The sequence below is a fragment of the Caballeronia sordidicola genome (assembly GCF_002220365.1).
GTDB classification, from domain to species: domain Bacteria; phylum Pseudomonadota; class Gammaproteobacteria; order Burkholderiales; family Burkholderiaceae; genus Caballeronia; species Caballeronia sordidicola_C.
On record NZ_MTHB01000023.1, the window covers coordinates 94710 to 120234 of the forward strand.

The following is a 25525-nucleotide window of genomic DNA, read 5'->3' on the forward strand; positions in this document are numbered from 1 at the left end:
TTGGGCGCCGATCGGACCGCCATTCGAAGTGCATGCGGCGGAGCTCAAGCAATGGCCAGCCAAGCCAATGAACCTGCTCCGCGTGGCCTCAAAAAGCGAGCCCCAACGGAAAAGGGCTGGTGTGAAAACACACCAGCCCCTTCTGATTTGCCTCAGGATCGCGTCAGGCTGAAGCAGGAGCCGTGGCGTTACCCGGTTTGACTTCCGCGCCGGTGTTTCCACCACCGGACGACGGATCACCCGACGGCGGCGGCAGATTCTTCGGCGGACGCGGCGGACGACCGCCCATGATGTCGCTGATCTGCTCTGCGTCGATGGTTTCCCATTCCAGCAGTGCCTTCGTCATGGCTTCGACCTTGTCGCGGTTGTCTTCCAGCAGCTTGCGGGCGAGGCCATACTGATCGTCAAGAATCCGGCGAATTTCAGCATCAACCTTTTGCTGCGTGGCTTCGGATACCGTCTTTGACGCCATCTTGCCGAACACGCCGTCCTGCTCGGTATCAACATATACCATCGTGCCGAGCACATCCGACATACCGTAACGCGTCACCATGTCACGAGCCATCTTGGTCGCGCGCTCGAAGTCGTTCGAAGCACCCGTAGACATGGAGTTCAGGAACACTTCCTCTGCTGCACGGCCGCCGAACAGGATGGCGATTTCCTCGAGCATCTTGTCGCGATACAAGTTCACGCGATCATGCTCCGGCAACTGCCACGTAATGCCCAGCGCCCAGCCACGCGGCATGATGGAAACCTTGTGAACCGGATCTGCGTGAGGCAGCAACTTGGCCACCACCGCGTGACCCGACTCGTGATAAGCCGTGTTGCGACGCTCTTCTTCACGCATCACAGCAGACTTGCGTTCCGGACCCATGAAAATCTTGTCCTTCGCGTCTTCGAAGTCCGCCATTTCGACGATCCGCTTGCCGCGACGCGCTGCGAACAGCGCAGCTTCGTTCACAAGGTTCGCCAGATCGGCGCCCGAAAAGCCCGGCGTACCGCGTGCGATCACCGATGCATCGACGTCGTTCGAAATAGGCACCTTGCGCAGGTGGACCTTCATGATGTGTTCGCGACCGCGGATATCCGGCAGGCCGACATACACTTGGCGGTCGAAACGACCCGGACGCAGCAGCGCTTTGTCCAGCACGTCGGAACGGTTGGTTGCAGCGATCACGATCACGCCGGAATTCGCCTCGAAGCCGTCCATTTCCACGAGCATCTGGTTCAAGGTCTGTTCGCGCTCGTCGTTACCGCCGCCCATGCCGGCGCCGCGATGACGGCCCACAGCATCGATTTCGTCGATAAACACGATACACGGTGCGTGCTTCTTGGCTTGCTCGAACATGTCGCGCACCCGAGCTGCACCCACACCGACGAACATTTCAACGAAGTCCGAACCCGAGATGCTGAAGAACGGCACTTTCGCTTCGCCGGCAATGGCGCGCGCCAGCAACGTCTTACCCGTACCCGGAGGCCCAACCAGCAACACGCCGCGAGGAATACGTCCACCCAGCTTCTGGAATTTCTGCGGATCGCGCAGGAAGTCGACTAACTCGGAGACCTCCTCCTTCGCTTCGTCACAGCCTGCGACATCGGTAAAATTGATCGCGTTATTGTTCTCGTCGATCAGCCGCGCTCGCGACTTGCCAAACGAAAACGCTCCGCCTTTCCCGCCGCCCTGCATTTGCCGCATCATGAAGAACCAGAAACCGATGATCAGAATCGTCGGTCCGAGGTAATACAGCGCGGAAACAAGCGCATTCGGTTCGTCGTCGGCCTTGCCGCTAACCTGGACGCCGTACTTCATCAAGTCGCCGACCATCCAGATATCGCCAGGCGACACGATTTGATATTTCTGGCCGTCTGCGGGAGTAACGGTGAGATTACGGCCCTGAACGGTAACTGTCTTGACCTTACCGGTCTTCGCGTCGTCCATGAATTGCGAATACGAAACACCTTCCTGGACGCGGGGCTTGTCGAACTGCTTGAACACCGTGAACAGCACCAGTGCGATAACCAGCCACACCGCTGCCTTAGAGAACATATTGTTGTTCAAAGCACCACTCCTTCACTCATAGACGGGCGCCTACATTCGCCTTGCGGCACCACCAAAGCATTCTAATCCAGACCGCAAACCCCTGCTATAGCCTTTAACTAGCACGAGGATAGCGGTCAGGACCCGATTGTTTGGACATTTCCGGTAAAACGCTTGCCAAGACAAACGGTCCCTGACGGCGATTCCACCCGCAACTCTCAATCCCGACGCTTGAGTTGCCTGCCCAAAATAAACGTTTCGGACGATTTATCGCGCGACGCCTTCGGCTTGCGCGGCGCGACGATTTTGAATTGATGCTTGAACTTCTCCACTATTTGACTATAGCCGCTGCCATGAAAACATTTGACCAATAAGGCGCCTTCCGGCTTCAAATGATTCTGCGAGAAGTCCAGCGCCAGATCGCACAGATGTTCCATTCGCGCTGCATCTGCGCTCGCGACCCCTGAGAGGTTGGGGGCCATGTCGGAAATTACAAGATCAACTTGATGGTCTCCGACAATTTCCTTCAATTGGTCCAGTACCGAGTCTTCGCGGAAGTCGCCCTGGATGAAGATCACGTCGGCAATCGGCTCCATGGGCAGCAGGTCAAGCGCGATGATCTTGCCATCAATCCCGCCTTCGCGCGTTTCACCGCGCTTGGACCCTTTGGCCAATTGGTTGCGCGCGTACTGGCTCCAGCTCCCGGGGGTCGAGCCCAGGTCGACAATGATCTGGCCCGGTTTGATCAACTTATCCTGCTCGTCGATCTCCTTCAGCTTGTACGCGGCGCGCGCCCGATAGCCCTCGCGCTGCGCGAGCTTCACGTACGGGTCGTTGATGTGGTCGTGCAGCCACGAGTAATTGAAGCGGTTTTTTGCCATTAAGAATGAACTCTTGCTGCGTGAAACTGTGCTTTTAGCGGATAATACGCGTCTAATTCGGGGTGCTGCTCATTTGCTGGGCAACTTATTTGCCAGCTCATTTGCCAGCTCATTTGCCGGCTTACGAAGCAGCCTTCGTCGATGTGGACAGCCGAAGTGGCTAGCCGATACCGGCGCCGTTGCGCCCTGTGCTTGCCAGCGACGTTTGCCGGAGGCCCGAGGCTGATAACGTGCTTCGGGCTTATCTGGCAAGGGGCGGCGTCCGAGCTACGGCGATTAAAGATTCGTTAAAATCAAGTCCGTTACTTGCCGCACCGCCTCGCGTCGTCCGTCATTTTCTTGAGCAAGGCGTCCCGCCCTGCCCGTCTTTGTTTTGCAATCGCGACCGTTTAGCCGCTTTTACGCTACGGCGCCCCTCATTTTAGTCGAGTCCGTTACTTCTCATGCCAGCTCTCAAACTTTCTCCCGCCCAACGCGCCGACCTGCGCTCCCAGGCCCACGCGCTCAAGCCCGTCGTACTCGTTGGCGGCGAAGGGCTGACCGAGGCCGTGCTGACCGAGATCGAGGTGCACCTTGCTGCACATCAGCTCATCAAGATCCGCGTGTTCGGTGACGACCGCGAAGCCCGCGTCGCAGCCTACGCGGAAATCTGCGACCGGCTGAACGCCGCGCCGATCCAGCAAATCGGCAAGTTGCTTGTCGTGTGGCGGCCGGACAGCGACCAAGCGGCCAAGCCTTCGCGCGCTGCCGGTGTCCGTGGCGCCAATCGCATAGCGCCTCCGAGCGCCGGAGAAGCCGCTGCCGAAACGTCGTCGAAGGGACGTGCGCCGCGCGTGGTCAAGGTCGTCAAGATCACGCGTGACGCACCTGTGGTCCGCAAGCCGAAGAAGCAAAAGCTGTTGGTTCGCGGCAACGAACGTGTGACGGCTGGCGGCAACGTCAAACGCGCAAAGAAGCGTCTGCCCAGCGCCAAGCGTCACCATCAATCGTCGAAATAAGCTTTTCCGCGCTCACCTGGAAAAGCAGAAAGCCGGCCCTGCCCGATACGCTCGGGCAGGGCCGGCTTTTTTAACCGCGCGCGCGACGTGCCGCCACGCTGGCTGTCTTTCCCTTCGGAATGGCCGATTGCACCGGGAAACGTCCGGGCGGCAGGCGCCAGAACAGCATCAGTCCTAGCACGCTTTCAACCAGGTAGAACGCGCTGGATAAGCCGTGCAGCATGCCAAAGCGGCTTGCATACGGCGATTGCGCGAGTTCCATTCCGCCTTCCTGAGCCGCCACCCGCAGCGCGCTCATGAACGGTTGCAGCGCGAAATAGCCGATCAGCACACACAGCAGCATGCCCGCGATGACCCAGCGGGTCCGCTTGTATTCTGCGAAACCCGTTCGAACGAGGCGGTTAGCCAATACCAGCAGCAGCAGCGCGCAGATCACGCCGAGAAAACCCTCGATGCGAAACAGTTGCGCCGCAACCGATCCCGCCGATGTCCGGTCAAGCATGCTGAACAGCACCGGCGCCGCCACGTACCCGAGCGTCAGCACGCTGCCGACCCAGATCATGGCGATAATCCGAAAGAATCGATGAGCCATCAGACGTACTTGACAGCGATGATTTCGTACTCGCGCGCGCCGCTCGGAGCCTGCACCGACGCCACGTCGCCCTCGGTCTTGCCGATCAGCGCACGGGCGATGGGCGAGCTGATGGACACCAGCCCATGGTCAATATCTGCTTCGTCGTCGCCGACGATCTGGTAGGTGACCGTGTCGCCCGTGGCCGTCTCTTCCAGTTCCACGGTTGCGCCGAAAATCACGCGGCCGTCGGCTTCCACCGTGGTCGGGTCGATGACTTGTGCCCCGGCCAGCTTCGACTCGATCTCCGCGATGCGGCCTTCGATAAAGCCCTGCTTCTCCTTGGCCGCGTCGTATTCGGAGTTTTCCGACAGATCGCCCTGCGCGCGGGCTTCGGAGATCGAATTCACGACAGCCGGACGCTCCACGGATTTGAGGCGTTGCAATTCGTCGCGCAGCAACGCTGCGCCGCGTTTAGTCAAAGGAACTGTGCTCATAAACAACTCATTACGCAAAAATGCAGACGTAAAAAAATTACCGCGGTTAAGTGCATCTCCCGGTAAAAAAGGAAGACGCCGCTTAACCGCGGCCCTTGAAACTTAGACTTCATTTGGAGACTGCTGATACTGCTGAGACTCGAATCAGAAGCCTTAGTTTAGGCGAGCATGGAGTCCTTGTAAATCATAGACTTCCAGGTCCTTCAGATAACGCAGCCCTTCGACCGCTGCGCGGGCACCCGACATGGTCGTGTAATACGTGACCTTGTTGGCTTGTGCGCTCATCCGGATCGAGCGGGAATCGGCAATGGCGGCACGGGTTTCGTCAACGGTGGTGAAGACCAGCGCAATCTCGCCGTTCTTGATCATGTCCACGATGTGCGGCCGGCCATCCTTCACCTTGTTGACCACCTTCACCGGCACGCCCGCTGCCTCGATAGCCGATGCCGTGCCCTTGGTCGCCACGATCGGGTAGCCGAGCTCGTGCAGCATGGTCGCGACTTCCACGGCCTTCTGCTTGTCCGCGTCCATCACGGTCAGCAACACCGTACCGCTTTCCGGCAAGCGCGAGCCAGCCGCGAGCTGCGACTTGAACAGCGCTTCGCCGAACGTGCGGCCCACGCCCATCACTTCGCCCGTTGAACGCATTTCCGGTCCGAGCACCGGATCGACAGCCGGGAATTTCACGAACGGGAACACCGCTTCCTTGACGCTGAAATACGGAGGGATCACTTCTTTCGTGACGCCCTGGTCGGCGAGCTTCTGGCCGACCATCGCGCGGGCGGCAATCTTCGCCAAAGGCAAGCCCGTCGCCTTCGATACGTACGGCACCGTCCGCGAAGCACGCGGATTGACCTCGAGCACGTAGATCACGTCCTTCTTCGACCCGTCTTCCTGCACCGCTTGCTGGATCGCGAACTGCACGTTCATCAAGCCGATCACGTTCAGCGCACGCGCCATGGCGCCCGTCTGGCGCTTGAGTTCGTCGATAGTTTCCTGCGACAGCGAATACGGCGGCAGCGAGCATGCGGAGTCACCCGAATGCACGCCCGCCTGTTCGATGTGCTCCATCACGCCACCGATAAACACCGCCTCGCCATCTGAAATACAGTCCACGTCGCATTCAATTGCGTCGTTCAGGAAGCGGTCCAGCAGCACCGGCGAATCGTGCGACACCTTCACGGCTTCGCGCATGTAGCGTTCGAGGTCACGCGGCTCGTGGACGATTTCCATCGCACGGCCGCCCAGCACGTACGACGGACGCACGACCAGCGGATAACCGATTTCTTCGGCCAGGCGCAGCGCTTCGTCTTCGGCACGCGCCGTGCGGTTCGGCGGTTGACGCAGGTTCAGGTCCTGCAGCAGCTTCTGGAAACGCTCACGGTCTTCAGCGGCATCGATCATGTCCGGCGACGTTCCGATGATGGGCACACCGTTCGCTTCGAGATCCAGCGCAAGCTTCAACGGCGTTTGGCCACCGTACTGCACGATCACGCCAACCGGCTTTTCCAGTTCGACGATCTCGAGCACGTCTTCCAGTGTCAGCGATTCGAAGTACAGACGATCGGACGTGTCATAGTCGGTGGAAACGGTCTCGGGGTTGCAGTTGACCATGATGGTTTCATAGCCGTCTTCGCGCATCGCGAGCGCTGCGTGCACGCAGCAATAGTCGAACTCGATGCCCTGCCCGATCCGGTTCGGGCCACCGCCCAACACCATGATCTTCTTTTTATCGGTCGGATTCGCTTCGCACTCTTCCTCGTAGGTCGAGTACATGTAGGCGGTTTTCGTCGCGAACTCAGCCGCGCACGTGTCCACGCGCTTGTACACCGGACGCACTTTCAATGCGTGGCGATGCTTGCGCACAGCCGTTTGATCCGAGCCAAGCAACTTGGCCAAGCGGCGATCCGAGAAACCGCTCTGCTTCAGATACAGCATTTCCTCTTTGGTCAGGCTCTCGACCGTGCGGCCGCTCAGCGCTTTTTCCTTCGAGACGATCTGTTCGATCTGCGCGAGGAACCACGGATCGATAGCCGTTTCTTCGAAAATTTCTTCGGCGCTCAGGCCAAGACGGAATGCGTCGCCCAGGAACCAGATACGGTCCGGACCCGGCTCGCCAATTTCGCGAATCACTTCGTCACGGCTGGTGGTCTTTTCATCGAGTCCATCGACGCCCACTTCCAGACCGCGCAACGCCTTCTGGAATGATTCCTGGAACGTGCGGCCAATGGCCATCACTTCGCCGACCGACTTCATCTGCGTCGTCAGGCGTGCATCGGCTTCGCGGAATTTTTCGAATGCAAAACGCGGAATCTTCGTGACCACATAGTCGATAGTCGGTTCGAACGATGCCGGCGTCTGACCGCCCGTGATCTCGTTCTTCAGCTCGTCGAGCGTATAGCCCACAGCCAGTTTTGCTGCGACCTTGGCGATCGGGAAACCCGTTGCCTTCGATGCAAGCGCCGACGAACGCGACACACGCGGATTCATCTCGATGACGACCATGCGGCCGTCCTTCGGGTTGATCGCGAACTGCACGTTCGAGCCGCCCGTATCCACACCGATCTCACGAAGCACGGCGAGCGATGCGTTACGCAGGATCTGGTATTCCTTGTCGGTGAGCGTTTGCGCCGGAGCGACCGTGATGGAGTCGCCGGTATGCACGCCCATCGGGTCCAGGTTTTCGATCGAGCACACGATGATGCAGTTGTCCTTGGTATCGCGGACTACTTCCATCTCGAACTCTTTCCAGCCCAGCAGTGACTCTTCGATCAGCAATTCACGCGTCGGCGACAAATCCAGTCCGCGACGGCAAATTTCCTCGAACTCTTCCTTGTTGTACGCAATCCCGCCGCCCGATCCGCCCAGCGTGAACGACGGACGAATCACGGTCGGATAACCGCCACTGCCCGTCAGCGCGGCAATCTCCGCCTGCACCTGCAGCGCTTCTTCCATGGAATGCGCGATGCCCGACTTGGCCGAACCGAGGCCGATCTTCGTCATCGCTTCCTTGAACTTCTGGCGGTCTTCGGCTTTATCGATGGCTTCCGGCGACGCGCCGATCAACTCGACCTTGTACTTTTCCAGCACGCCGTGGTGGAACAAATCCAGCGCGCAGTTCAGCGCGGTTTGTCCGCCCATGGTTGGGAGGATGGCGTCGGGACGTTCCTTGTCGATGATGCGCTCAACGACTTCCCACGTGATCGGCTCGATGTACGTGACGTCGGCCGTATTCGGGTCGGTCATGATCGTCGCGGGATTGCTGTTGACGAGAATGACCTTGTAGCCTTCCTCGCGCAGCGCCTTGCACGCCTGCGCGCCCGAATAATCGAACTCGCACGCCTGACCGATGATGATCGGTCCCGCGCCGATGATGAGGATGCTCTTGATGTCTGTCCGCTTCGGCATAACTGCTCTCAATGATTGTGTTGCGTGTGTTCTGTTTTGTCGTTGCGTGAATCAGGCCGCTACTTTTTGCGCTTCCATCAGGCCGACAAACCGGTCAAACAAGTACGCAATATCGTTCGGTCCCGGCGACGCTTCAGGGTGGCCCTGGAAGCAGAACGCGGGTTTGTCGGTGAGCGCAAAACCTTGCAGCGTGCCGTCGAACAGCGACGTATGCGTGACCTTTGCGTTGGCGGGCAGCGTGGCGGCATCCACGGCAAAACCGTGATTCTGCGACGTGATCACCACGCGGCCGTTCTCGAGATCCTTCACCGGATGATTCGCACCGTGATGGCCCGTTTTCATCTTCATGGTCTTAGCTCCTACTGCCAGACCCATGATCTGGTGACCGAGGCAAATCCCGAACGTAGGAATGCCGCGTTCGATGAATTCACGCGTGGCGCGGATGGCGTAGTCGCATGGTTCCGGATCGCCAGGGCCGTTCGAGAGGAAGATGCCGTCGGGGTTCAGCGCGAGGGCGTCGGCGGCAGTGGACTCAGCCGGCAGCACCGTGACGTGGCAACCGCGCTCGGCCAGCATGCGCAAGATGTTGTATTTCACGCCGTAGTCGAATGCGACCACGCGGTACTGCGGCGCTTTCTGCTCGCCGTAGCCGCTTTCCAGACGCCATTCAGATTGCGTCCATTCGTACTTTTCTTTCGTCGATACGACCTTGGCGAGATCCATTCCCGACAAACCAGGGAACGAGCGCGCGAGCTCCAAAGCCTTGGCCTCGTCGTCCCCGGCGAGAATGCAGCCGTTTTGCGCACCCTTGTCGCGCAAGATTCGCGTGAGCTTGCGTGTATCGATGTTCGAAATAGCGACGACGTTTTCCGCTTTCAGATAGTCGGCGAGAGATTGCTCGGAGCGGAAATTCGAGGCGAGCACCGGCAGATCTCGAATGATCAGCCCGGCGGCATGGACTTTGGTGGATTCGACGTCTTCAGCGTTCACACCGACATTGCCGATGTGCGGATACGTCAGGGTGACGATTTGCTGGGCGTAGCTCGGGTCCGTCAGGATTTCCTGATAACCGGTGATAGCGGTGTTGAACACCACTTCGCCGATCGTGTGACCGGACGCGCCGATCGAGTGACCACGAAAGACCGTGCCGTCGGCGAGTGCGAGGATTGCGGGAGAGAATGACGGCAACACGGGAGGCTCCTTTGGAACACCCTGTTTGCCGACCTGTCATCCGACCGTGGGGTCGCGCGCGGCCGTGAAGTGGCGCGCGCAGACCCGCATCGCGTTCGATTGCATCGGGCGCAAGACTCGCCGGTTTCTCCGGATCGGGCTCCAATGACTGGACGCGCGAATCAGGCGTTTGGCGGGATGCGCGCGTGTTGCAAGGCGCGGCGGATGAACGGTGAGTGGGAGGTAGGCGCTAGGGTGTAGGTTGATTTGCTCAAACCTTCGAATTATAGCCGGAAACCGCCCTTCCCTCCAAATTTGAGACGCATCACACGCAAGACGCGTTCCAGGTTATACGCTGCGAGCCTTATCCAGTGGGCGTGCGGCGATCATGACGCCACGCCGCTACGCTTTTCGAGAACACTGCTCGGCAGGACATACCAGATGGCGCTGGCAACCTGCAGTGCGATCAGCACGCCCCACACGCTCAGATGTGCCGCGGCTGGATAGTGGCCGCTTTGAGCCGGCCAGCGCGACAGCATTGCGCCTATGCCGACTTGCAGGCCGAAGATCAGGATGAAGAGCACCAGCGTGAGCGTGCTGTGCGCGCGGCCAATCATGTGCGTCGGGAAATACTCGGCCATCACGGCGTAGCTCAGGATTCCAGTTCCACCGAACACGCCATAGCACGCAATCAGCAACGCCGGCGCAATGGGCGCCCGCACGAGCATCAGCACCTGCACAACCACGAACAGCGCCATGCCGAAGCCACAGAACGCATACACGGTGACGCCGCGTTTCTGCAGGCCGCGCGCCGCCACGCCGAAACCCACGCAGCCGATCATCATCGCGATGCCGAGCACCGATACCAGCACCGCGGCATATTGAGCGCTCAGGCCCATGACATCGAGAAGGTAGGGCCTTATCCATAGCGACTGCATGGCGTAGAAGACACCTTGCGTGACGACCGAAAACGACGCGATCTTCCAGAACGCACCGCTGCCCAGGATGTGCCACGTGCCCTTGAACTGAGTGAGCATGCCGGCTTTTCGATGCACGCCGTCGCGATGCTCCGGTGCAAAAAGAAAGATGGCCGTCGCGACCGCGAGTGTCATTACCACGAGACCGTAGCAGACGTTGCGCCAGTCGGTCACGCCGAGCAGAAGAGCGAGCGGCGAACCGACCACCACGCCGCCGAGGCCGCCCACCGCCATCACGAGGCCGTTGACCATCGGAAGTTGTGCCACGGGCAGGATTTGCGCGAGCGCCTTGAACGCCGCGCTCATGCAGACGGAAACGCCCACGCCAATCAGCAGCCGTCCCAGCATCATGGCGCCGATCCCGTGCGCCGCACCGAACACGCCGATCCCTAGCGCCGCGAACAACAGCATGCCGGCGGTGACCCGGCGCGGGCCAAAGCGATCGAGCAACATGCCCACGGGAATTTGCGCCGCCGCAAAACCAAGAAAATACAGCGACGTGAGCAACCCAAGATCTGCGCCGGATAAACCCAGGTCGTGCGTGATGTAAGGCGCGAAGCCGAGATTCACCCCGCGGAACACGTACGAGACGAAATAGCCGGCGGAAAACAGAAAAAAGACGCGAAGCCGAACGGAAGACGTCATGTGCAGCGCAGGGTTTTTATATGAAGCGGCAGTTTAACGCGCACGCGCGAATGAAAACGCCGTCACCTTGGTGACGGCGTGGGTTCTTGACCGCGCAGACAGGTTATTGCTTCTTCTTTTTGTCTGTCGATTTGGTTGATTTCGTGGTTTTGGATATTGCTTCAGGTTTGAGCGCGGCCGATTTGCCCGCTTTGGACGGTGCGTTGAATTTTTCGGTTACCCGTGTCACCTTGGCCGGAGCGCTGGCCTTGCCGCCACGCGCCGCGCTCTTCGATTCCGGCACATGGGTGCCGATTTTGGTCACGCCCCCTCTGTTGCGGCTCGACGCAGCCACCGTTTCCACGCGCACCGGGCCGGGTTCGGCCGGGACAGCGCGCCCGACCGGCACGTGCAGCACGATCAGCTGACCGGGCATGACGGAATCGCGGCGAGTACGGTTCCAGCTTCTGACCTGCGAGATCGACACGTTGTAGCGATCGGCGAAGGTCGACATGGATTGCGCACGGCGAACGCGGATCAACATCTTGCGGGTATCGGGAACGTCCGGTTCAACGGCCAGCATGGCGCTTTCGGCGACGTCAGCGCTGATGTCCTCGTCGTCGTCATCGCTGCGCGGCACCACGATGGTCGAGCCCGCTTTCAATCGCATGCCCGCCGGAATACGGTTCACCGACATCAGCGTGTCCGCGTCGACACCAATTTTCTGCGCAATAACCGCAGGCGTCGCACGTTCGCTCACCGTGTAAGTCGTCCACGACGACAACTGCCCCGAATACGACTTCAGATTCTTCTGGAATGCGCTGGCGTTATCGAAGGGCAGCAAAATCTGCGGACTCGTTGCGCCGAGAATCACGGGCTTCGCGAACGACGGATTAAGCGAACGGAACTCCTCTACCGTCATGCCCGCGAGCTTGGCGGCCATCGTCACGTCCATGTCGCGCGACGTGGTAACCGTCACGAAATACGGGTGATTTGGAATATCAGGAAGCGTCAGCCCGTACATTTGCGGGTTGGCGACAATGTTCTTCACCGCCTGCAGCTTTGGCACGTAGTTGCGCGTCTCGTTCGGCATCCGCAGGCTTTGATAGTCTGTCGGCAAGCCCATCGCCTCGTTTTTAGCGATCGCCTTCTGCACATTGCCCTCGCCCCAGTTATACGCGGCGAGTGCCAGATCCCAATCACCGAACATGTCGTGGAGGCGCGAAAGATAGTCGAGCGCCGCGCTGGTCGACGCCAGCACGTCGCGCCGCTCATCCTGAAACATGTTCTGCTTCAGGTTGTAGTCGCGGCCTGTGCCCGGCACGAACTGCCACATGCCCGCGGCCTTCGCGACCGACAACGCCTGCGGGTTATAGGCCGATTCGATAAACGGCAGCAACGCGAGTTCAGTCGGCATGTGCCGCTGCTCGAGTTCCTCGACGATGTGATACAGGTATTTTTGCGAGCGGCCAGTCATGCGCTCGACGTAGTCCGGGCGTTGCGCGTACCAGTTGACCTGCATGTCGACCAGGTCGCTTTGCAAATCGGGAATCTGGAAACCACGGCGGATACGGCCCCACAAATCGCTGTCGGGTCCGCTAAGTGAATCGAGCGACGTCTTGTCGACGTTGATCGTTTCCTTGGCGGCAGCAGTCTTGCGGATGGTGTCTGCTACGGTTTGCTGATTCTGAGCGGAAGGAAGTGAAGAAAGGGAGTTGGTCGCTGTCGGTCCCTGGCTGGCACATGCAGCCAAAGTCAGGACGAGTAGCGCACTTAAAATCAATCGCATGAACGTCTCGGATTCCAAAAAATGTGCTTGGAAATTTGGACCCGATAGTACGGAAGCGCACTCATCACGTCAATATAAATGCAAAAAACACTGCAAAATCCGGGGCCTGCAATGGTTTTCAACGTTTCAGATGAAGATAACCGCAGGCCGGCACGGGTTAGCGAAATTTATCCTTCCAGCCGCGCATCAGTGTGAAGGCGTCGAGCCGGTCGCGCACCGGTCGCTCAAACTGGGCGGCAAGCGTGGCCTGTACGCTTTTTTCACCGACACGCAGGAACGGATTCGCGGTTCGTTCATGCAGGAGCGTCGTCGGAATGGTCGGCTGGTTGCGCTCGCGCAAGCCCTCCGCTTCCTTCTGCCATTGCGCCAGCGCAACGTTGTCCGGCTCGGCCGCCCGGGCGAAACGAATATTCGACAGCGTATATTCGTGGGCGCAGTGAACGAGCGTGGCGTCGGGGAGCGCCGCGAGCGCATCGAGTGAATTGAGCATTTGTTGCGGCGTACCTTCGAACAGACGGCCGCAACCGCTTGCGAACAAGGTGTCGCCGCAAAAGAGATGCGGCGTGCCTTGCGGGTCGCTCGGCTGGAAGTACGCGATGTGTCCGGCGGTGTGCCCCGGTACGTCGATAACCGAGCATTCCAGCGCCGGACTCGCGATACTGACGTGATCGCCTTGCTTCACGCGCCGCGTCAGATGCTCGATAGCCTCGCCAGCCGGGCCGATCACCGGAATTTCCCCGTCGGCTGATTGGCTAACGAGCAGTTTTGCGACGCCGCCGACGTGGTCGTGATGGTGGTGCGTGAGTAAAATAGCGGATAGACGCCAACCGCGTTTCGTCAAATAGGCTTCGACGGGCGCGGCGTCGCCAGGATCGACCACGACGGCATTGTGACCGTCCGACACCAGCCAGATGTAGTTGTCTTCGAACGCCGGAACCGGCACGTACTCAAGCGTTTTCATAAGGCGGCTCACCCGAACATGTCAGAGCGAACAATTATAGACTGGCCCGCCTGGACACTTTCCGCGCCCGGCCGCTATGTGCTCGAGTGGGAGCAGGCACAGCTCGACCGCGTGGTGTCGGATATCTTCGGCTATCACGCGCTGCAACTCGGCCTGCCCGGGCTCGACGCGTTACGCGAGAATCGCATGCCGTATCGAGGCCTCGTGCTCGATACCGCCAGCGCCGCCAGCGCGCCTTTCACGCTACCCCCGCCAGTTTCGGCCGACGCGCGGCCGGGCGTGACATCGCTGCCGTCGGCAAGCCGCGGCCTGCACGCGCCGGAAGGACGCAGCGCCGTGTGGTGCGACCTGCTCGACTTGCCGTTCGAAGCGCAGAGCGTCGATCTGCTGGTCATGCCGCACACGCTGGAATTCACGAGCGACCCGCATCGGTTGTTGAGAGAGGCCGAACGCGTGCTGGTGCCTGAAGGACAGTTGATCATCCTGGGCTTCAATTCCCTGAGCCTGTGGGGTGCGCGGCAGTCGCTCGGCAAGGTTGCCGGCAAACCGTTCGTCCCGTCCGCACACGAAATGATCGCGTTCACGCGGATCAAGGACTGGATCAAGCTACTCGGATTCGACCTTGAACGCGGGCGCTTCGGCTGCTATCGTCCGCCTCTTCTGACCGAACAGTGGCTGGCGCGCTATCAGTTCATGGAAGCCGCCGGCGACCGCTGGTGGCCCATTTTCGGCGCCGCCTACATGATCACGGCCATCAAGCGCGTGCGCGGCATGCGCCTGATCGGGCCGCGCAAGCTGAAAAAACCTGCCCTCGCACCGGGGCTCGCCCCGGTCGCCGCACCCCATACACGCAACGAGCATTGATGACCTTAGACACCACAGACAAAGTAATCGACATTTATACCGACGGCGCCTGCAAAGGCAATCCCGGCCCCGGCGGCTGGGGCGCACTCCTGCGTTTCGGCGATCAGGAAAAAGAATTGTTCGGCGGCGAAACGCCGACGACCAACAACCGCATGGAGCTCATGGGCGTGATTTCGGCGCTCGAAGCGCTCAAGCGGCCGTGTCGCGTGGTCATTCACACCGACTCGCAATATGTCCAGAAGGGCATCAGCGAATGGATCCACGGCTGGAAAAAGAAGAACTGGATGACGGCGGCGAAAACGCCCGTCAAGAACGCGGATCTCTGGAAGCGGCTCGATGCGCTGGTTGTTCAGCATCAGATTGAATGGCGCTGGGTGAAAGGCCATTCGGGTCATCCGGAAAACGAACGCGCTGACGCGCTCGCGAATCGCGGCGTCACTTCACTCGCCGAAGGTTAATTCTTATCTCTATGCGCCAACTCGTACTCGATACCGAAACCACTGGCCTGAACGCCCGCACGGGCGACCGTATTATTGAAATCGGCTGCGTCGAGCTTGTGAATCGACGGCTCACCGGCAATAACCTGCACTTCTACGTGAATCCGGGACGCGACAGCGATCCGGGTGCGCTCGCGGTGCACGGCCTGACCACGGAATTTCTGAGCGACAAACCCAAGTTCGCCGATATCGCCGCCGAGTTGCGCGACTTCGTCGCGGGCGCGGAGTTGATCATTCACAACGCGCCGTTTGACGTCGGTTTCATGGACGTGGAGTTCGGTCTGGTCGGCATGTCCGGTGTGAAGGAAGTGTGCGCAGGTGTGATCGATACGCTCGTGCAGGCGAAGCAGATGTTCCCCGGCAAGCGCAATTCGCTCGATGCGTTGTGCGACCGGTTTGGCATCAGCAACGCGCATCGGACGCTGCATGGCGCCCTGCTCGACTCGGAATTGCTGGCAGAAGTTTATCTGGCGATGACGCGTGGCCAGGAAAGCCTGGTGATCGACATGCTCGGCGAGATGCCGGCGACCGGCGAAGGTCACGCGCCACGTATCTCGCTCGATGATCTGCAGTTGCCGGTGCTGGCGGCATCGGAGGAAGAACTGAGCGCACATCTCGCCGTCCTCGATGATCTCGACAAGGCGGTCAAGGGGACCAGCGTGTGGCGGATCGAAACGGTGATCGCGGTTGAGGTCGCGGCTGGCCCCTGATCCAGGCAAAGGCGGTTATTGAAGTGAAGTGCTCAAAGATTCGCTTTACGAAATCGAGAAGCTCTGACATAATCCAAAGCTCTTCGGGTGGTTAGCTCAGCGGTAGAGCACTGCCTTCACACGGCAGGGGTCACAGGTTCAATCCCTGTACCACCCACCAGGATTTCGCGATTGAGTGTGCATTGCGTTGAAAGAGGCCCTCAGGCAATTGCTTGAGGGCCTTTTTCTTTTTGTGCGAGCGGTAACGTCGCTGGACTGTGCAGCGGACGGTGCGGCTACTGTCTTGGAACTACCCAAACAAAAATGCCAGCCAGCGCCACATCCGCCAACACCGGGCTCGTTTCGTCAAGACCGTAAGAGTTCAATGCCCTTCTTAGAACAGTTCCATTAGGTCCTGGCCCGGACGAAGACAACCTCCGCGATCAACCTCCAAACGCAGGCCAATCGCTTATATCGGCCGGACCTTCGATGTGCGCGAGCGGAAAGGTCTCGTTTTCACGCAAGGTCTGCACTCGCCCATCGCCAAGAAAGTGCACCGCATGACGCTCGCCGAGCACCGTGCCATGCGTACCATCCGAATACAAAGCCGACCCTTCTGGCAACGCCAGCACCTGCTCCGGCGCATTGATCGCGAGAAACTCCGCAAGGCGCTCCTCACGGCTTTCGCCGTTATGCCCGGCAGGCTTACCGCTAATGAAGTGGGGATTGACCTGAAACGGTACAAGTCCGAGCGCGCGGAGCGTCGGCGGCTGGACCACGGGCATATCATTAGTGGTACGGATCGTCGGACACGCTACATTGCTTCCCGCGCTCCATCCCATGTAGGGCGTACCCGCCATCACCTTCGCGCGGATCGCATCTACGATATCGGCATCGTAGAGTCGCTTGAGCAGCGCGAACGTGTTGCCGCCTCCGATCGCTATCGCCTCTGCCTGTTCTATCGCAGCGACCGGGTCGTCGCTGTGATGAATCGATTCCAGCGAATAGCCAAGACGCTCAAACGCCGGCTTGACCCGATCTTCGTAGCTATCGAAGCTGAACGTGACGGCCGCGAACGGTACGAACAACACCTTGCGAGGCTCATGCTTCAACAAAACATGAATCTGCTCGCCGGCATGTTCCAGATAACCGAGCTGGTCCTTGCGCGAACTGCTCATCAAAAGAATGCGTTGTGTCATGCCATACACCTCTTAATGACCGCCTGGACGCCAACCCTGACCCCGGCTTGCTTAGCGCTCGTTCAGGTTCAAGTCCCGATGCTTGAGCTCTGGCGCAACGACAGGTCGAGCGCGCGCGCGGTCTTGCGGTCGCCCTCGCTTGCCAGCGCGGCGCGGAAGACGGTTTTGCGATTATGTCCCGCGGCCGCGGGCGAATCCCACAGCAGTTCCATTTTGGCGCGCGCATCCCGGCCGGACAAACCGCGCTTCTCCGGCACGACGGCGACGGCGGCAACGGGGCCTTCCAACGTAGCGGAAGAACCATCAGGAATCGCGGCTTCACCCATCCCCTCAGGCCATTTCACCGATAACTCCCGCGCATCGTACTGACCGAGCTTGCGGCTTTCGGCCCAAACGACGGCGGTGCGCGTGGTGGTATCGATGGAAATAGCATAACGGCCGATAGCAAACCGGCGTGCCGCAATATTCGTGCGCCAGAGCGCGCGCGGCCGGCAAATCCACAACACCACGCCATAAAGCGCCGGCGCAACGAGCAGCCAACCATTGGTTTCGGCCAGTGCATGCACGGCGTTTTTCCAGCCGGCGGTCCACGTAAAGAACCCGACCGACCACACCGCGAACATAAAACTCAGCAGCGCAAGAAGCCGCAAGGCTTGCCGCAGCCATTGCGGCAACGGATGCAGCGGCCGTTCTGCGCGCGCCCGGGCGCCAGGAAGGAACAGGAGCAGGAACAGAAGCACGATCGTGACGCAGGCCCACGGCGATGAAGTCATCGCACGCATGGAAGCGAGGTAGCCCATCTGCGACATCGAGAACAACCAGCGCGCGGCCAGCACGAGTCCGATCGCCCGCAGCGCGAACACAGTGCCAGCACCGGGTGCCGGGCTCGCGCTACTCTGCTTCGTTCTCGCCAAACTTCGCTCCTGTTCACGACTGTCCTTTTTAGCCCGGTAAGCGCGGTAAGTTCCTCCTGCCGCGCGATGCGATTTTCAGGAGACTCCACACCCATCCACGCGTTCGTTTCCATGCTGCACTGCATTTCACGAGGCCCGCACATTATAGGGAGAATGTCGAAAACGGCATCGGACCGGCATGCTCATCCCGACGATAACGCGTGAAGCTTGCCCCCACAGTGTGTCAAAACAACAACGCCCCGCGCGCCTGACGGCGCACGGGGCGTTGTTTTCGCTCAATCAGCAAGCTAGCGGCAAGTCAGCAATCAGGCGGTTTCTGCAAGATCACTGACGAACGCAAAATCAGCCAGCGTTGACTTCGCGCAGAACGGTACGGCGCTTGGCGCGCAGCAGTTCTTCGTATGTTTGAACATAACGCGCGGCCATGACTTTCGACGAAAAACGCGTTTCGAACGCCTGGCGCACCTTGGCGCGCGGCAGCGTGTCGAGGCGCTTCACTGCAGCGATCGCGCTCAATTCATCTTCCACGACAAAACCCGACACGCCGTTTTCGATCACTTCCGGCACCGATCCGCGGTTGAACGCGATCACAGGCGTGCCGCAAGCCATGGCTTCGATCATCACCAGGCCAAACGGCTCCGGCCAGTCGATCGGGAACAGCAGCGCGTGCGCGTTGCCGAGGAATTCGGTCTTCTGCGACTCACTGATCTCGCCGATGTATTCCACGTGCGGCAGCGCGAACAACGGCTTGATCTGCTCTTCGTAATACGCGCGATCGGCGTTATCGATTTTTGCCGCGATCTTGATCTTCATGCCCGCTGCGCCGGCAATACGGATTGCCCGGTCGACGCGCTTTTCCGGCGAGATACGGCCGAGGAACGCGAGGTAGCCCGGTTCAACATTCGGGATCGGCGTGAGCAGGTTTTCCGGCAGGCCGTGATAAACGGTCGAGAGCCAGTTGGCTTGCGGCAACGGCTGACGCTGGTTGTCGGAGATCGACACGACCGGCGCCTCGTTGAACGTGCTGAAGATCGGCTGCAGTTCCGGCAGGTCGAGACGGCCGTGCATGGTCGTCAGGAACGGCACCGGCTGACGCGAGAACAGCGAGAACGGGTAGTAGTCGATGTGAAAATGCAGCACGTCGAATTCGTCTGCGCGACGGCGGACTTCTTCGAGCAACAGCATGTGGGGCGCCATCGTGTCGCGGATGGTCGGGTCGAGGCGCAGCGCCTGCGGCCAGAAAGCTTCGAGCTTCGCCGACGTTTGCGAATCACCGCTCGCGAACAAAGTGACGTCATGACCAGCCTCAACCAGCGCTTCGGTCAGATAGGACACCACGCGCTCCGTGCCGCCGTAGAACTTGGGGGGGACGGCTTCGTGAAGAGGCGCGATTTGAGCGATTCGCATGTCGGAAACTCCTAATAATGTCAGGCAAAATTGATGCGCTTGGCATCGGTCGTTAAATCAAGCGAATCGCCCTACCCGGACTCGGCACGGTGCTGGTGTCTCCAGCGTAATGGCCGATAGCACGAGAAAAAAATCGCGATGCTTCGCTGTTTGCTTGGGTGTTGCTGCTGCTATGGCTGTTGGGCGTCTGTTTCAGAGCGTGATCAGGCAGAGCAAGATCGATTCCATCTCGTAAATGCAACGCACCCAGCCATAAACGCACCACCTGCGGAGCCGTTGACCGGAACCTACAATAACCTGTCAAAACGCCTAAGGGGAAACCCGGGGTGAAGTATCGCGGTTTTTACAAGGTTTCCAAGCTTACATTTCAACTTATTTACGTTGTTACACCGTCGATACACTTTGCAAGCCCTTGTTTATCAAGGCTGTTCTAGGCTGTTCCACATGGACTCAAACCGGTTGCAGCCACGCTCCGAATGCCAAGCGCTGTGACATCCTCCAAATCCGGCTAGTCTAAAACAGACTCATACGCTGCCGGATTGGCCATTAGCGCCACTATGCAGGTAGCGGGACCGCGACGTGCTTTCATCCTGCCAAGGGCGTAGCTGTCAGTTGAAGCGCGTTCACGTCGAGGTACCGCGAACAACACCGGGCGGACCGTGGAAGGTGCAAGACTCGTTTGCAGCGGGCATTGATTGCCCGGTTCAGCCGACGCACTTTTGCTGAAAATCAGTTCTGGCTGATGGAAATGCACCACGGAAAGCATTATGCGAGACGATTTGGCTCGCTACACTCGCTACAATTCAGCAATCGGTGCTGCACACCATCGGCACACCATTGCCTCGCTGGCCAGACGCGCCGCGTATGCGGCCACGGCGAAGCATCGCGCTCAACCGCTCTACTCGACCGAAAACGACCATTGGACCAACTCACCGTCTCTCAGCGTAACGTGCACAACGCGAAGCTAGCGAGCTATGCAAACCGCCCGCTGGCCTTCCTGTTCCGTTACATCCGCCGGCATCCTGTCGCGCACACCATCGTGCTTTCCAGCGTGCTGGCAGCGGTCGGCTGCGCGCTCGCCTCGCAGTACGCGATCAAGCATCTGATCGACGTGCTAGGCCAGGGCCGCGGCCATCCGGGTCCGCTCTGGTCCGCCTTCATGATTCTGGTCGGCCTGATCGCCGCCGACAACATGCTGTGGCGAGTCGGCGGCTGGGTCGGCGCGCACGCGTTCGTCGTGGTGACGGGCGACCTGCGGCGCGACCTGTTCTCTTACCTCAGCGGCCATTCCCCCACGTACTTCTCGGAGAAACAGCCCGGCATGCTGGCGAGCCGGATCACGGCGACGTCGAATGCGATCTATACCGCCGAGAACACCATGGCGTGGAACGTGTTGCCGCCGTGCATCGCGGTGATCGGTGCAATTGTCATGATTGTTGCGGTGAATCCGTTGATGGCCGGCTGTCTGATGCTCGCATCGGCCATTCTCGCGCTTGTGCTGTACCGGCTCGCCGGGCGGGGCTCCGCACGGCATCACACGTTTGCGACGAAAGCTGCATCGGTTGATGGTGAGCTGGTCGATGTGATCGGCAACATGGCGCTCGTGCGTGCATTCGGTATGACGTTTCGCGAGCAAAAGCGCTTCGGCTCGACGGTCAAGGCCGAAATGGTCGCGCGCCAGCAAAGCTTGCTGTATCTCGAGAAGCTGCGGCTGTTCCACGCCGTCGTGACCGCGATTCTTTCGGCTGGATTGCTTGGTTGGGCGTTGTGGTTGTGGTCGAAGGGGCGAGCAACGTCCGGCGATATCGTGCTGGTCAGTTCACTCGGTTTCACGATTCTGCACGGCACCCGCGATCTGGCTGTTGCGCTCGTAGATGTGACGCAGCACGTCGCGCGTCTGGCGGAAGCCGTGCAGACGCTGTTGGAACCGCACGGCATGCCCGACCGGTCCGACGCAACGGAACTCGTGCCGCAAGGCGGACGGGTGGATTTCGAGGAAGTCACGTTCGCGTATCCGCGCCGCCGGCCGATTCTCGATAAATTCAACCTGCACATCGAGCCGGGTCAGCGTGTTGGGCTGATCGGCAAGTCGGGCGCCGGAAAATCCACCGTGCTCGCGCTGTTGCAACGCTTCTACGAACCTCAGGGCGGCTCCATCAAGGTCGATGGGCAGGATATTTCGCTGATTACCCAGGACAGCCTGCGGTTGTCGATCGCGCTCGTCCCGCAGGACATTTCGCTGTTCCACCGGACTGTGTACGAGAACATTGCGTATGGCCGCCCGGACGCGTCACGCGAAGAAGTGCTCGCCGCCGCCCGCGAGGCCCGTTGCTCGGACTTCATCGACGCAATGCCGGAAGGGTTCGACACAATCGTCGGCGACCGCGGCGTGAAGCTGTCGGGCGGACAGCGTCAGCGCATTGCCATTGCGCGCGCGATCCTTAAAAACGCGCCGATCCTGCTGCTCGACGAAGCCACGTCGGCGCTCGATAGTTCGTCAGAAGAAGCAATTCAGCAAGCGCTCGACCGGCTGATGGTCGGCCGTACAGTGATTGCGATTGCGCACCGGTTGTCGACGCTGCAAGGCTTCGACCGGATCATCGTGATGAGCGCCGGCAAGGTGATCGACGATGGTTCGCCGGATCAGTTGCGCAACCGGCCCGGGTTGTATCGGGAACTGCTGTCCAAGCAGCATGGCAAGTTGCCACCGACAACCATGCCCTCGCAACAACTTGCGGCGAAAGCTGAATCGACCTGAGCTTGCTTCGTCGCGACTCGATCGATTAGCGACTCAAGCGAGACTCAGTCGAAACTCAAGCGAAAAAAAAGCCGCTTCGGATTCATCAGACCGAAGCGGCTTTTTTACGCCTGCAGGTCGCGCATGAAGTTGTCTCGCCAGACCGAGACATTGTTCTCGCGGAGCTGGGCGAACATGTCCGTGTACCTGGCCTGCCGCTCTTTCAGCGGCATTGCGAGGGCCGCGGCCAACGCGTCCGCCATGCCGGCTATATCGAGCGGATTGACGATCAACGCACCGTTCAATTCCTGCGCCGCGCCCGCAAATTGCGACAGGACCAGCACGCCGGGATCGTCGGGATCTTGCGCCGCCACGTACTCCTTCGCGACCAGGTTCATGCCGTCGCGCAACGGCGTGACGAACCCCACGTGCGACGCGCGAAACAACGCGGCGAGCACGGGCCGCTCATATTGCCGATGGATATAGCGGATCGGCGTCCAGTCGAGCTCCGCATACCGCCCGTTGATGCGCCCGGATTCCGCTTCGAGCTGCAACCGGATGTCGCGATACGTGTCCATATCGGCGCGCGTAGGCGGCGCGATCTGCACGAACGACACGTTGTTGCGCTGCGCCGGCTGATGCTCCAGTAGTTTTTCGAACGCACGAAAGCGCTCGACCAACCCCTTCGAATAATCGAGCCGGTCGACGCTCATGATCAGCTTGCGGTCGCGCAGCGTCGTCTTGACGGTCTGGACTTCGCGCCCGCTTTCGCCGTCTTTGGCGAGCAAGGCAATTTCATCAGGATAAACGCCGATCGGATAAGCCGCCGCCCGCAGCGTCTTGCCGAACGCGCTCACCGCATTCGGCTCGCCAGCGATGCGTACGACCGAACCATTCGCTTGCGTCTCGATGTAATCGCAAAACGCGCGCAAGTCAGGCGCAGTCTGGAATCCGAGCAGGTCGAAGGAACACAGGGCCTCGACCAGCACGCGATGGCGCGGCACGCTAAGCAGAACCTGTGTCGCCGGAAACGGAATGTGCAGGAAGAAGCCGATGCGGTTCGTCACGCCCTCATCGCGCAACGCCTGGGCGAACGGGATCAGGTGATAGTCGTGGACCCAGATGACGTCGTCAGCTTTCAGCAGCGGCGCCAGTTGCTTCGCGAGCCAACGGTTCACGCGGCAATAACCATCGAATTCGTCGCGGTCGAACTGGATCAGATCCGGACGATAGTGAAACGCCGGCCACAACGTGGCGTTCGAGAAGCCACGGTAGTACTGGTCATAGTCGCGCTGCGCCAGGCCGATGGTCGCGAACGTCACGCGGCCGCGCTCCTCCAGCGTAATACTCTGCGGCGGCTCCGCCACCACGTCGCCGCTCCAGCCGAACCACATGCCGCCGGTTTCCTTGAGCGCGTCGTAGACACCGACCGCCAGGCCGCCCGCCGCCGGGCCGCCTTCGGAGATTGGCGCGACCCGGTTCGAAACAATGATCAGCCTGCTCACGAACGCGTCCCTTTAGAACTCTCTACCCCGTCAATTCCCGCAATACGCTGCAGCCAGTCGAGCAGCGCACCAACCGATTCCACCCGCGAATGCGCGAGCGTGTCGCCAGCGCCGACCTTGATCGACACACCATTGCGCTCGTTCACCACGGCGAAGCCTTTCTCGTCCGTCAGGTCGTCGCCGATAAACACCGGCTGACGCCCCGCGAACGGCGGCTCGTTCAGGAAAGCCACTACCGCGCGGCCTTTATCGACATCCTTTGGCTTGATTTCATAAACCATCTTGCCGGGCTGCAGCACGTACGCATCGGCGTATCGCGCAACCAGTTTCTCGGTCGCCTCACGCGCCGCTGCGCCGCGCTCCGGCGCGTTCCGATAATGCAGCGCGAGCGCCGCGCCCTTGATCTCCAGCAGCATGCCGGGATTGGCCGTCACCACGCCTTCGAGCACATGTTCCATGCGCAGCAGCCGCTCGTCGTTGAAACCGACGCGGTGGACATCCGCGTTCGAATCGCGCCGCTCGGCGCCATGCAAACCCGCCACGGGCAGATCGGGCATTGCAAGAAACGAGTCGATGCTGTCAATCCCGCGCCCCGACACGATCGCCACCGCACCGTTGGTCGCGCGACGCAATGCGCTGAGGATGGTGGGCACGACCGGTTGAACGGTCACGCCGTCCGGCGTGGGCGCGAGTTCAACGAGCGTGCCGTCGAAATCAAAGAAAAAAGCGGTGGTGGCGAGCGGGAATTTGTCTGGGAGGTTTTGCATCTATATCTGCCTTTCAGCCGGAGAAGGACCGGAAAAGTGTGCGCATGTTACCGCGCTTTGTAACCCTGTCTGGGAAAGCGGCGTTGGACCGTTCGTTGCACGCTCACGCGGCAAGCCAACACCCTGTGCCAAGTATCAAGCAGCTTTCAAACCTGCTTCGACTAACTTTCAACCTTTACCGGCGGCCCTGCGGCATAACGCCTCGACCACGCGCCAGCTCGGCTGTACGCCCGGCGTAAGCTTCTATTCTGAGATAGAGTCGGCACCCGGGCGGCTTCACGGACAGTTCCTTGATCCCTCGTCCGCGTTGCTTGCTTGATGCACCCTCCCCTCATCCGAGTTGCAAAATGTCTTCCTGGTTCAGTTTTCAACCCAAGGGCTGGTTCGCCGCCGTACTCGCCACTCTAGCCACTCTGTTCACCGCCCTGATCCTGAGCGCTGGCCTCGCTGCATGCTCGCGCCCTGATACAACGCCCTGGAAGCTGACCGATGTCAGCGGCCACCTGCCCGACCTGGACTTCAAGCTCACCGACGATACAGGCAAACCCGTCACCGGTCAGTCGTTCCAGGGCCAGACAACACTGGTGTACTTCGGCTACACCCACTGCCCGGACGTGTGTCCGGAGACCATGGCACGGCTGATGCAAGTCATGCAGCAACTTGGGCCCGATGCTAAAAACACGCGCATTGTGTTTATCACCGTCGATCCCGCCCGCGATACCGCGGCTGCGCTGCACGACTACGTGCGCGCGTTCGACGCGCAGCACGCGGTTGGACTGACCGGCACGGACGGGGCAATCGAGAGCATTGCCAAACGGTATCGGGTGGCTTACCAGATGGAGAAGCGCGATCCGTCCGGCGCGTACGACGTCACGCATAGTTCGGCCGTCTATATCTTCGATAGCCACGGCCACGCGCGCCTGCTCGCCACCGAGAGCGATTCCATCGATACGATCACGCACGATTTGCGCCGCGTGATCGACTCGACCGATTCCTGAATTCACTCATTAACCACCGCCTGAGCGTTACCGT

General features: G+C 60.1%; 20 protein-coding genes and 1 tRNA gene. 7 read left to right on the plus strand and 14 right to left on the minus strand.

Features of this window, described 5'->3' with window-relative positions:
* Positions 1 to 163: 163 nt before the first annotated feature.
* The gene (gene ftsH, locus BSU04_RS02855) at positions 164 to 2059 is read right to left on the minus strand and encodes an ATP-dependent zinc metalloprotease FtsH (protein ID WP_089159163.1); all 1896 of its coding nucleotides are present in this window, start codon (positions 2057 to 2059) and stop codon (positions 164 to 166) included.
* 197 nt (positions 2060 to 2256) lie between these two features.
* On the minus strand, positions 2257 to 2919 hold the full coding sequence (locus BSU04_RS02860; protein WP_089159164.1) for an RlmE family RNA methyltransferase: 663 nt from the start codon (positions 2917 to 2919) through the stop codon (positions 2257 to 2259).
* Between the two features lie 443 nt (positions 2920 to 3362).
* Here BSU04_RS02860 and BSU04_RS02865 point away from each other — a divergent pair, with 443 nt between their 5' ends.
* A complete protein-coding gene (locus BSU04_RS02865; RefSeq protein WP_089159165.1) occupies positions 3363 to 3917 on the plus strand; it encodes a YhbY family RNA-binding protein in 555 nt (184 codons plus the stop codon).
* Between the two features lie 70 nt (positions 3918 to 3987).
* Here BSU04_RS02865 and BSU04_RS02870 read toward each other — a convergent pair whose 3' ends face one another.
* The 7 genes from BSU04_RS02870 to gloB form a co-directional block, all read right to left on the minus strand.
* Entirely contained in the window at positions 3988 to 4509 is a 522-nt protein-coding gene (locus BSU04_RS02870) for a DUF4149 domain-containing protein (protein WP_089159166.1), read from the minus strand.
* Positions 4509 to 4985 (minus strand): transcription elongation factor GreA, encoded by a 477-nt coding sequence (greA, locus tag BSU04_RS02875; protein ID WP_089159167.1) that lies wholly within the window; start codon positions 4983 to 4985, stop codon positions 4509 to 4511. The genes BSU04_RS02870 and greA overlap by 1 nt, the downstream gene beginning before the upstream one ends.
* Before the next feature lie 153 nt (positions 4986 to 5138).
* Positions 5139 to 8393, minus strand: coding sequence for a carbamoyl-phosphate synthase large subunit (gene carB / locus BSU04_RS02880; RefSeq protein WP_089159168.1), 3255 nt, complete (start codon positions 8391 to 8393; stop codon positions 5139 to 5141).
* Positions 8394 to 8444: 51 nt separating this feature from the next.
* Positions 8445 to 9584, minus strand: a complete 1140-nt coding sequence (gene carA / locus BSU04_RS02885; protein ID WP_089159169.1) for a glutamine-hydrolyzing carbamoyl-phosphate synthase small subunit — start codon at positions 9582 to 9584, stop codon at positions 8445 to 8447.
* A 365-nt stretch (positions 9585 to 9949) separates the two neighbouring features.
* On the minus strand, positions 9950 to 11185 hold the full coding sequence (locus tag BSU04_RS02890) for an MFS transporter (protein WP_089159170.1): 1236 nt from the start codon (positions 11183 to 11185) through the stop codon (positions 9950 to 9952).
* 103 nt (positions 11186 to 11288) lie between these two features.
* Positions 11289 to 12953, minus strand: coding sequence for a transglycosylase SLT domain-containing protein (locus BSU04_RS02895; protein ID WP_089159171.1), 1665 nt, complete (start codon positions 12951 to 12953; stop codon positions 11289 to 11291).
* A 157-nt stretch (positions 12954 to 13110) separates the two neighbouring features.
* Entirely contained in the window at positions 13111 to 13914 is an 804-nt protein-coding gene (gene gloB / locus BSU04_RS02900; protein ID WP_089159172.1) for a hydroxyacylglutathione hydrolase, read from the minus strand.
* Positions 13915 to 13932: 18 nt separating this feature from the next.
* Between gloB and BSU04_RS02905 the strand changes: the two genes are divergently transcribed.
* From BSU04_RS02905 to BSU04_RS02920, 4 genes are all read left to right on the plus strand, one after another.
* Positions 13933 to 14778 carry a class I SAM-dependent methyltransferase gene (locus BSU04_RS02905; RefSeq protein ID WP_089159173.1) on the plus strand — a complete coding sequence of 282 codons (846 nt, stop codon included), beginning with the start codon at positions 13933 to 13935 and terminating at the stop codon, positions 14776 to 14778.
* Positions 14778 to 15236: a ribonuclease HI gene (rnhA, locus tag BSU04_RS02910; protein ID WP_089159174.1), complete on the plus strand. Its 459-nt coding sequence runs from the start codon at positions 14778 to 14780 to the stop codon at positions 15234 to 15236. The genes BSU04_RS02905 and rnhA overlap by 1 nt, the downstream gene beginning before the upstream one ends.
* An 11-nt stretch (positions 15237 to 15247) precedes the next feature.
* The gene (gene dnaQ, locus BSU04_RS02915) at positions 15248 to 15985 is read left to right on the plus strand and encodes a DNA polymerase III subunit epsilon (protein WP_089159175.1); all 738 of its coding nucleotides are present in this window, start codon (positions 15248 to 15250) and stop codon (positions 15983 to 15985) included.
* An 85-nt stretch (positions 15986 to 16070) separates the two neighbouring features.
* Positions 16071 to 16145 (plus strand) — tRNA-Val (locus tag BSU04_RS02920).
* A 262-nt stretch (positions 16146 to 16407) separates the two neighbouring features.
* On the opposite strand, the gene pepE is transcribed toward BSU04_RS02920, so the two are convergent.
* The 3 genes from pepE to BSU04_RS02935 all read right to left on the minus strand — a co-directional run bounded on the left by pepE (position 16408) and on the right by BSU04_RS02935 (position 19484).
* Positions 16408 to 17163 carry a dipeptidase PepE gene (gene pepE, locus BSU04_RS02925; RefSeq protein WP_089159176.1) on the minus strand — a complete coding sequence of 252 codons (756 nt, stop codon included), beginning with the start codon at positions 17161 to 17163 and terminating at the stop codon, positions 16408 to 16410.
* Between the two features lie 68 nt (positions 17164 to 17231).
* Positions 17232 to 18077 (minus strand): hypothetical protein, encoded by an 846-nt coding sequence (locus BSU04_RS02930; protein WP_089159177.1) that lies wholly within the window; start codon positions 18075 to 18077, stop codon positions 17232 to 17234.
* A gap of 342 nt (positions 18078 to 18419) precedes the next feature.
* Complete coding sequence (locus BSU04_RS02935) at positions 18420 to 19484, minus strand: glycosyltransferase family 4 protein (protein ID WP_089159178.1); 1065 nt, start codon at positions 19482 to 19484, stop codon at positions 18420 to 18422.
* Between the two features lie 919 nt (positions 19485 to 20403).
* Here BSU04_RS02935 and BSU04_RS02940 point away from each other — a divergent pair.
* Positions 20404 to 22242, plus strand: coding sequence for an ABC transporter ATP-binding protein (locus BSU04_RS02940; protein WP_089159179.1), 1839 nt, complete (start codon positions 20404 to 20406; stop codon positions 22240 to 22242).
* Between the two features lie 104 nt (positions 22243 to 22346).
* Here the strand turns inward: BSU04_RS02940 and otsA are convergent, their stop codons facing one another.
* Both otsA and otsB read right to left on the minus strand, forming a co-directional pair.
* On the minus strand, positions 22347 to 23726 hold the full coding sequence (gene otsA / locus BSU04_RS02945; protein WP_089159180.1) for an alpha,alpha-trehalose-phosphate synthase (UDP-forming): 1380 nt from the start codon (positions 23724 to 23726) through the stop codon (positions 22347 to 22349).
* Positions 23723 to 24493, minus strand: a complete 771-nt coding sequence (gene otsB, locus BSU04_RS02950) for a trehalose-phosphatase (RefSeq protein ID WP_089159181.1) — start codon at positions 24491 to 24493, stop codon at positions 23723 to 23725. The genes otsA and otsB overlap by 4 nt, the downstream gene beginning before the upstream one ends.
* 347 nt (positions 24494 to 24840) lie before the next feature.
* Here otsB and BSU04_RS02955 point away from each other — a divergent pair, with 347 nt between their 5' ends.
* The gene (locus BSU04_RS02955; protein ID WP_089159182.1) at positions 24841 to 25491 is read left to right on the plus strand and encodes an SCO family protein; all 651 of its coding nucleotides are present in this window, start codon (positions 24841 to 24843) and stop codon (positions 25489 to 25491) included.
* Positions 25492 to 25525: the final 34 nt, after the last annotated feature.

Excerpts from the sequence above, each read along its gene's own strand:
- pepE (WP_089159176.1), bottom strand. The coding sequence starts at position 17,163 with ATGACACAACGCATTCTTTTGATGAGCAGTTCGCGCAAGGACCAGCTC.
- BSU04_RS02870 (WP_089159166.1), bottom strand. The coding sequence starts at position 4,509 with ATGGCTCATCGATTCTTTCGGATTATCGCCATGATCTGGGTCGGCAGC.
- greA (WP_089159167.1), bottom strand. The coding sequence starts at position 4,985 with ATGAGCACAGTTCCTTTGACTAAACGCGGCGCAGCGTTGCTGCGCGAC.
- BSU04_RS02865 (WP_089159165.1), top strand. The coding sequence starts at position 3,363 with ATGCCAGCTCTCAAACTTTCTCCCGCCCAACGCGCCGACCTGCGCTCC.
- gloB (WP_089159172.1), bottom strand. The coding sequence starts at position 13,914 with ATGAAAACGCTTGAGTACGTGCCGGTTCCGGCGTTCGAAGACAACTAC.
- BSU04_RS02860 (WP_089159164.1), bottom strand. The coding sequence starts at position 2,919 with ATGGCAAAAAACCGCTTCAATTACTCGTGGCTGCACGACCACATCAAC.
- BSU04_RS02895 (WP_089159171.1), bottom strand. The coding sequence starts at position 12,953 with ATGCGATTGATTTTAAGTGCGCTACTCGTCCTGACTTTGGCTGCATGT.
- BSU04_RS02905 (WP_089159173.1), top strand. The coding sequence starts at position 13,933 with ATGTCAGAGCGAACAATTATAGACTGGCCCGCCTGGACACTTTCCGCG.
- BSU04_RS02890 (WP_089159170.1), bottom strand. The coding sequence starts at position 11,185 with ATGACGTCTTCCGTTCGGCTTCGCGTCTTTTTTCTGTTTTCCGCCGGC.
- rnhA (WP_089159174.1), top strand. The coding sequence starts at position 14,778 with ATGACCTTAGACACCACAGACAAAGTAATCGACATTTATACCGACGGC.
- carB (WP_089159168.1), bottom strand. The coding sequence starts at position 8,393 with ATGCCGAAGCGGACAGACATCAAGAGCATCCTCATCATCGGCGCGGGA.
- BSU04_RS02935 (WP_089159178.1), bottom strand. The coding sequence starts at position 19,484 with ATGCGAATCGCTCAAATCGCGCCTCTTCACGAAGCCGTCCCCCCCAAG.
- dnaQ (WP_089159175.1), top strand. The coding sequence starts at position 15,248 with ATGCGCCAACTCGTACTCGATACCGAAACCACTGGCCTGAACGCCCGC.
- BSU04_RS02955 (WP_089159182.1), top strand. The coding sequence starts at position 24,841 with ATGTCTTCCTGGTTCAGTTTTCAACCCAAGGGCTGGTTCGCCGCCGTA.
- otsB (WP_089159181.1), bottom strand. The coding sequence starts at position 24,493 with ATGCAAAACCTCCCAGACAAATTCCCGCTCGCCACCACCGCTTTTTTC.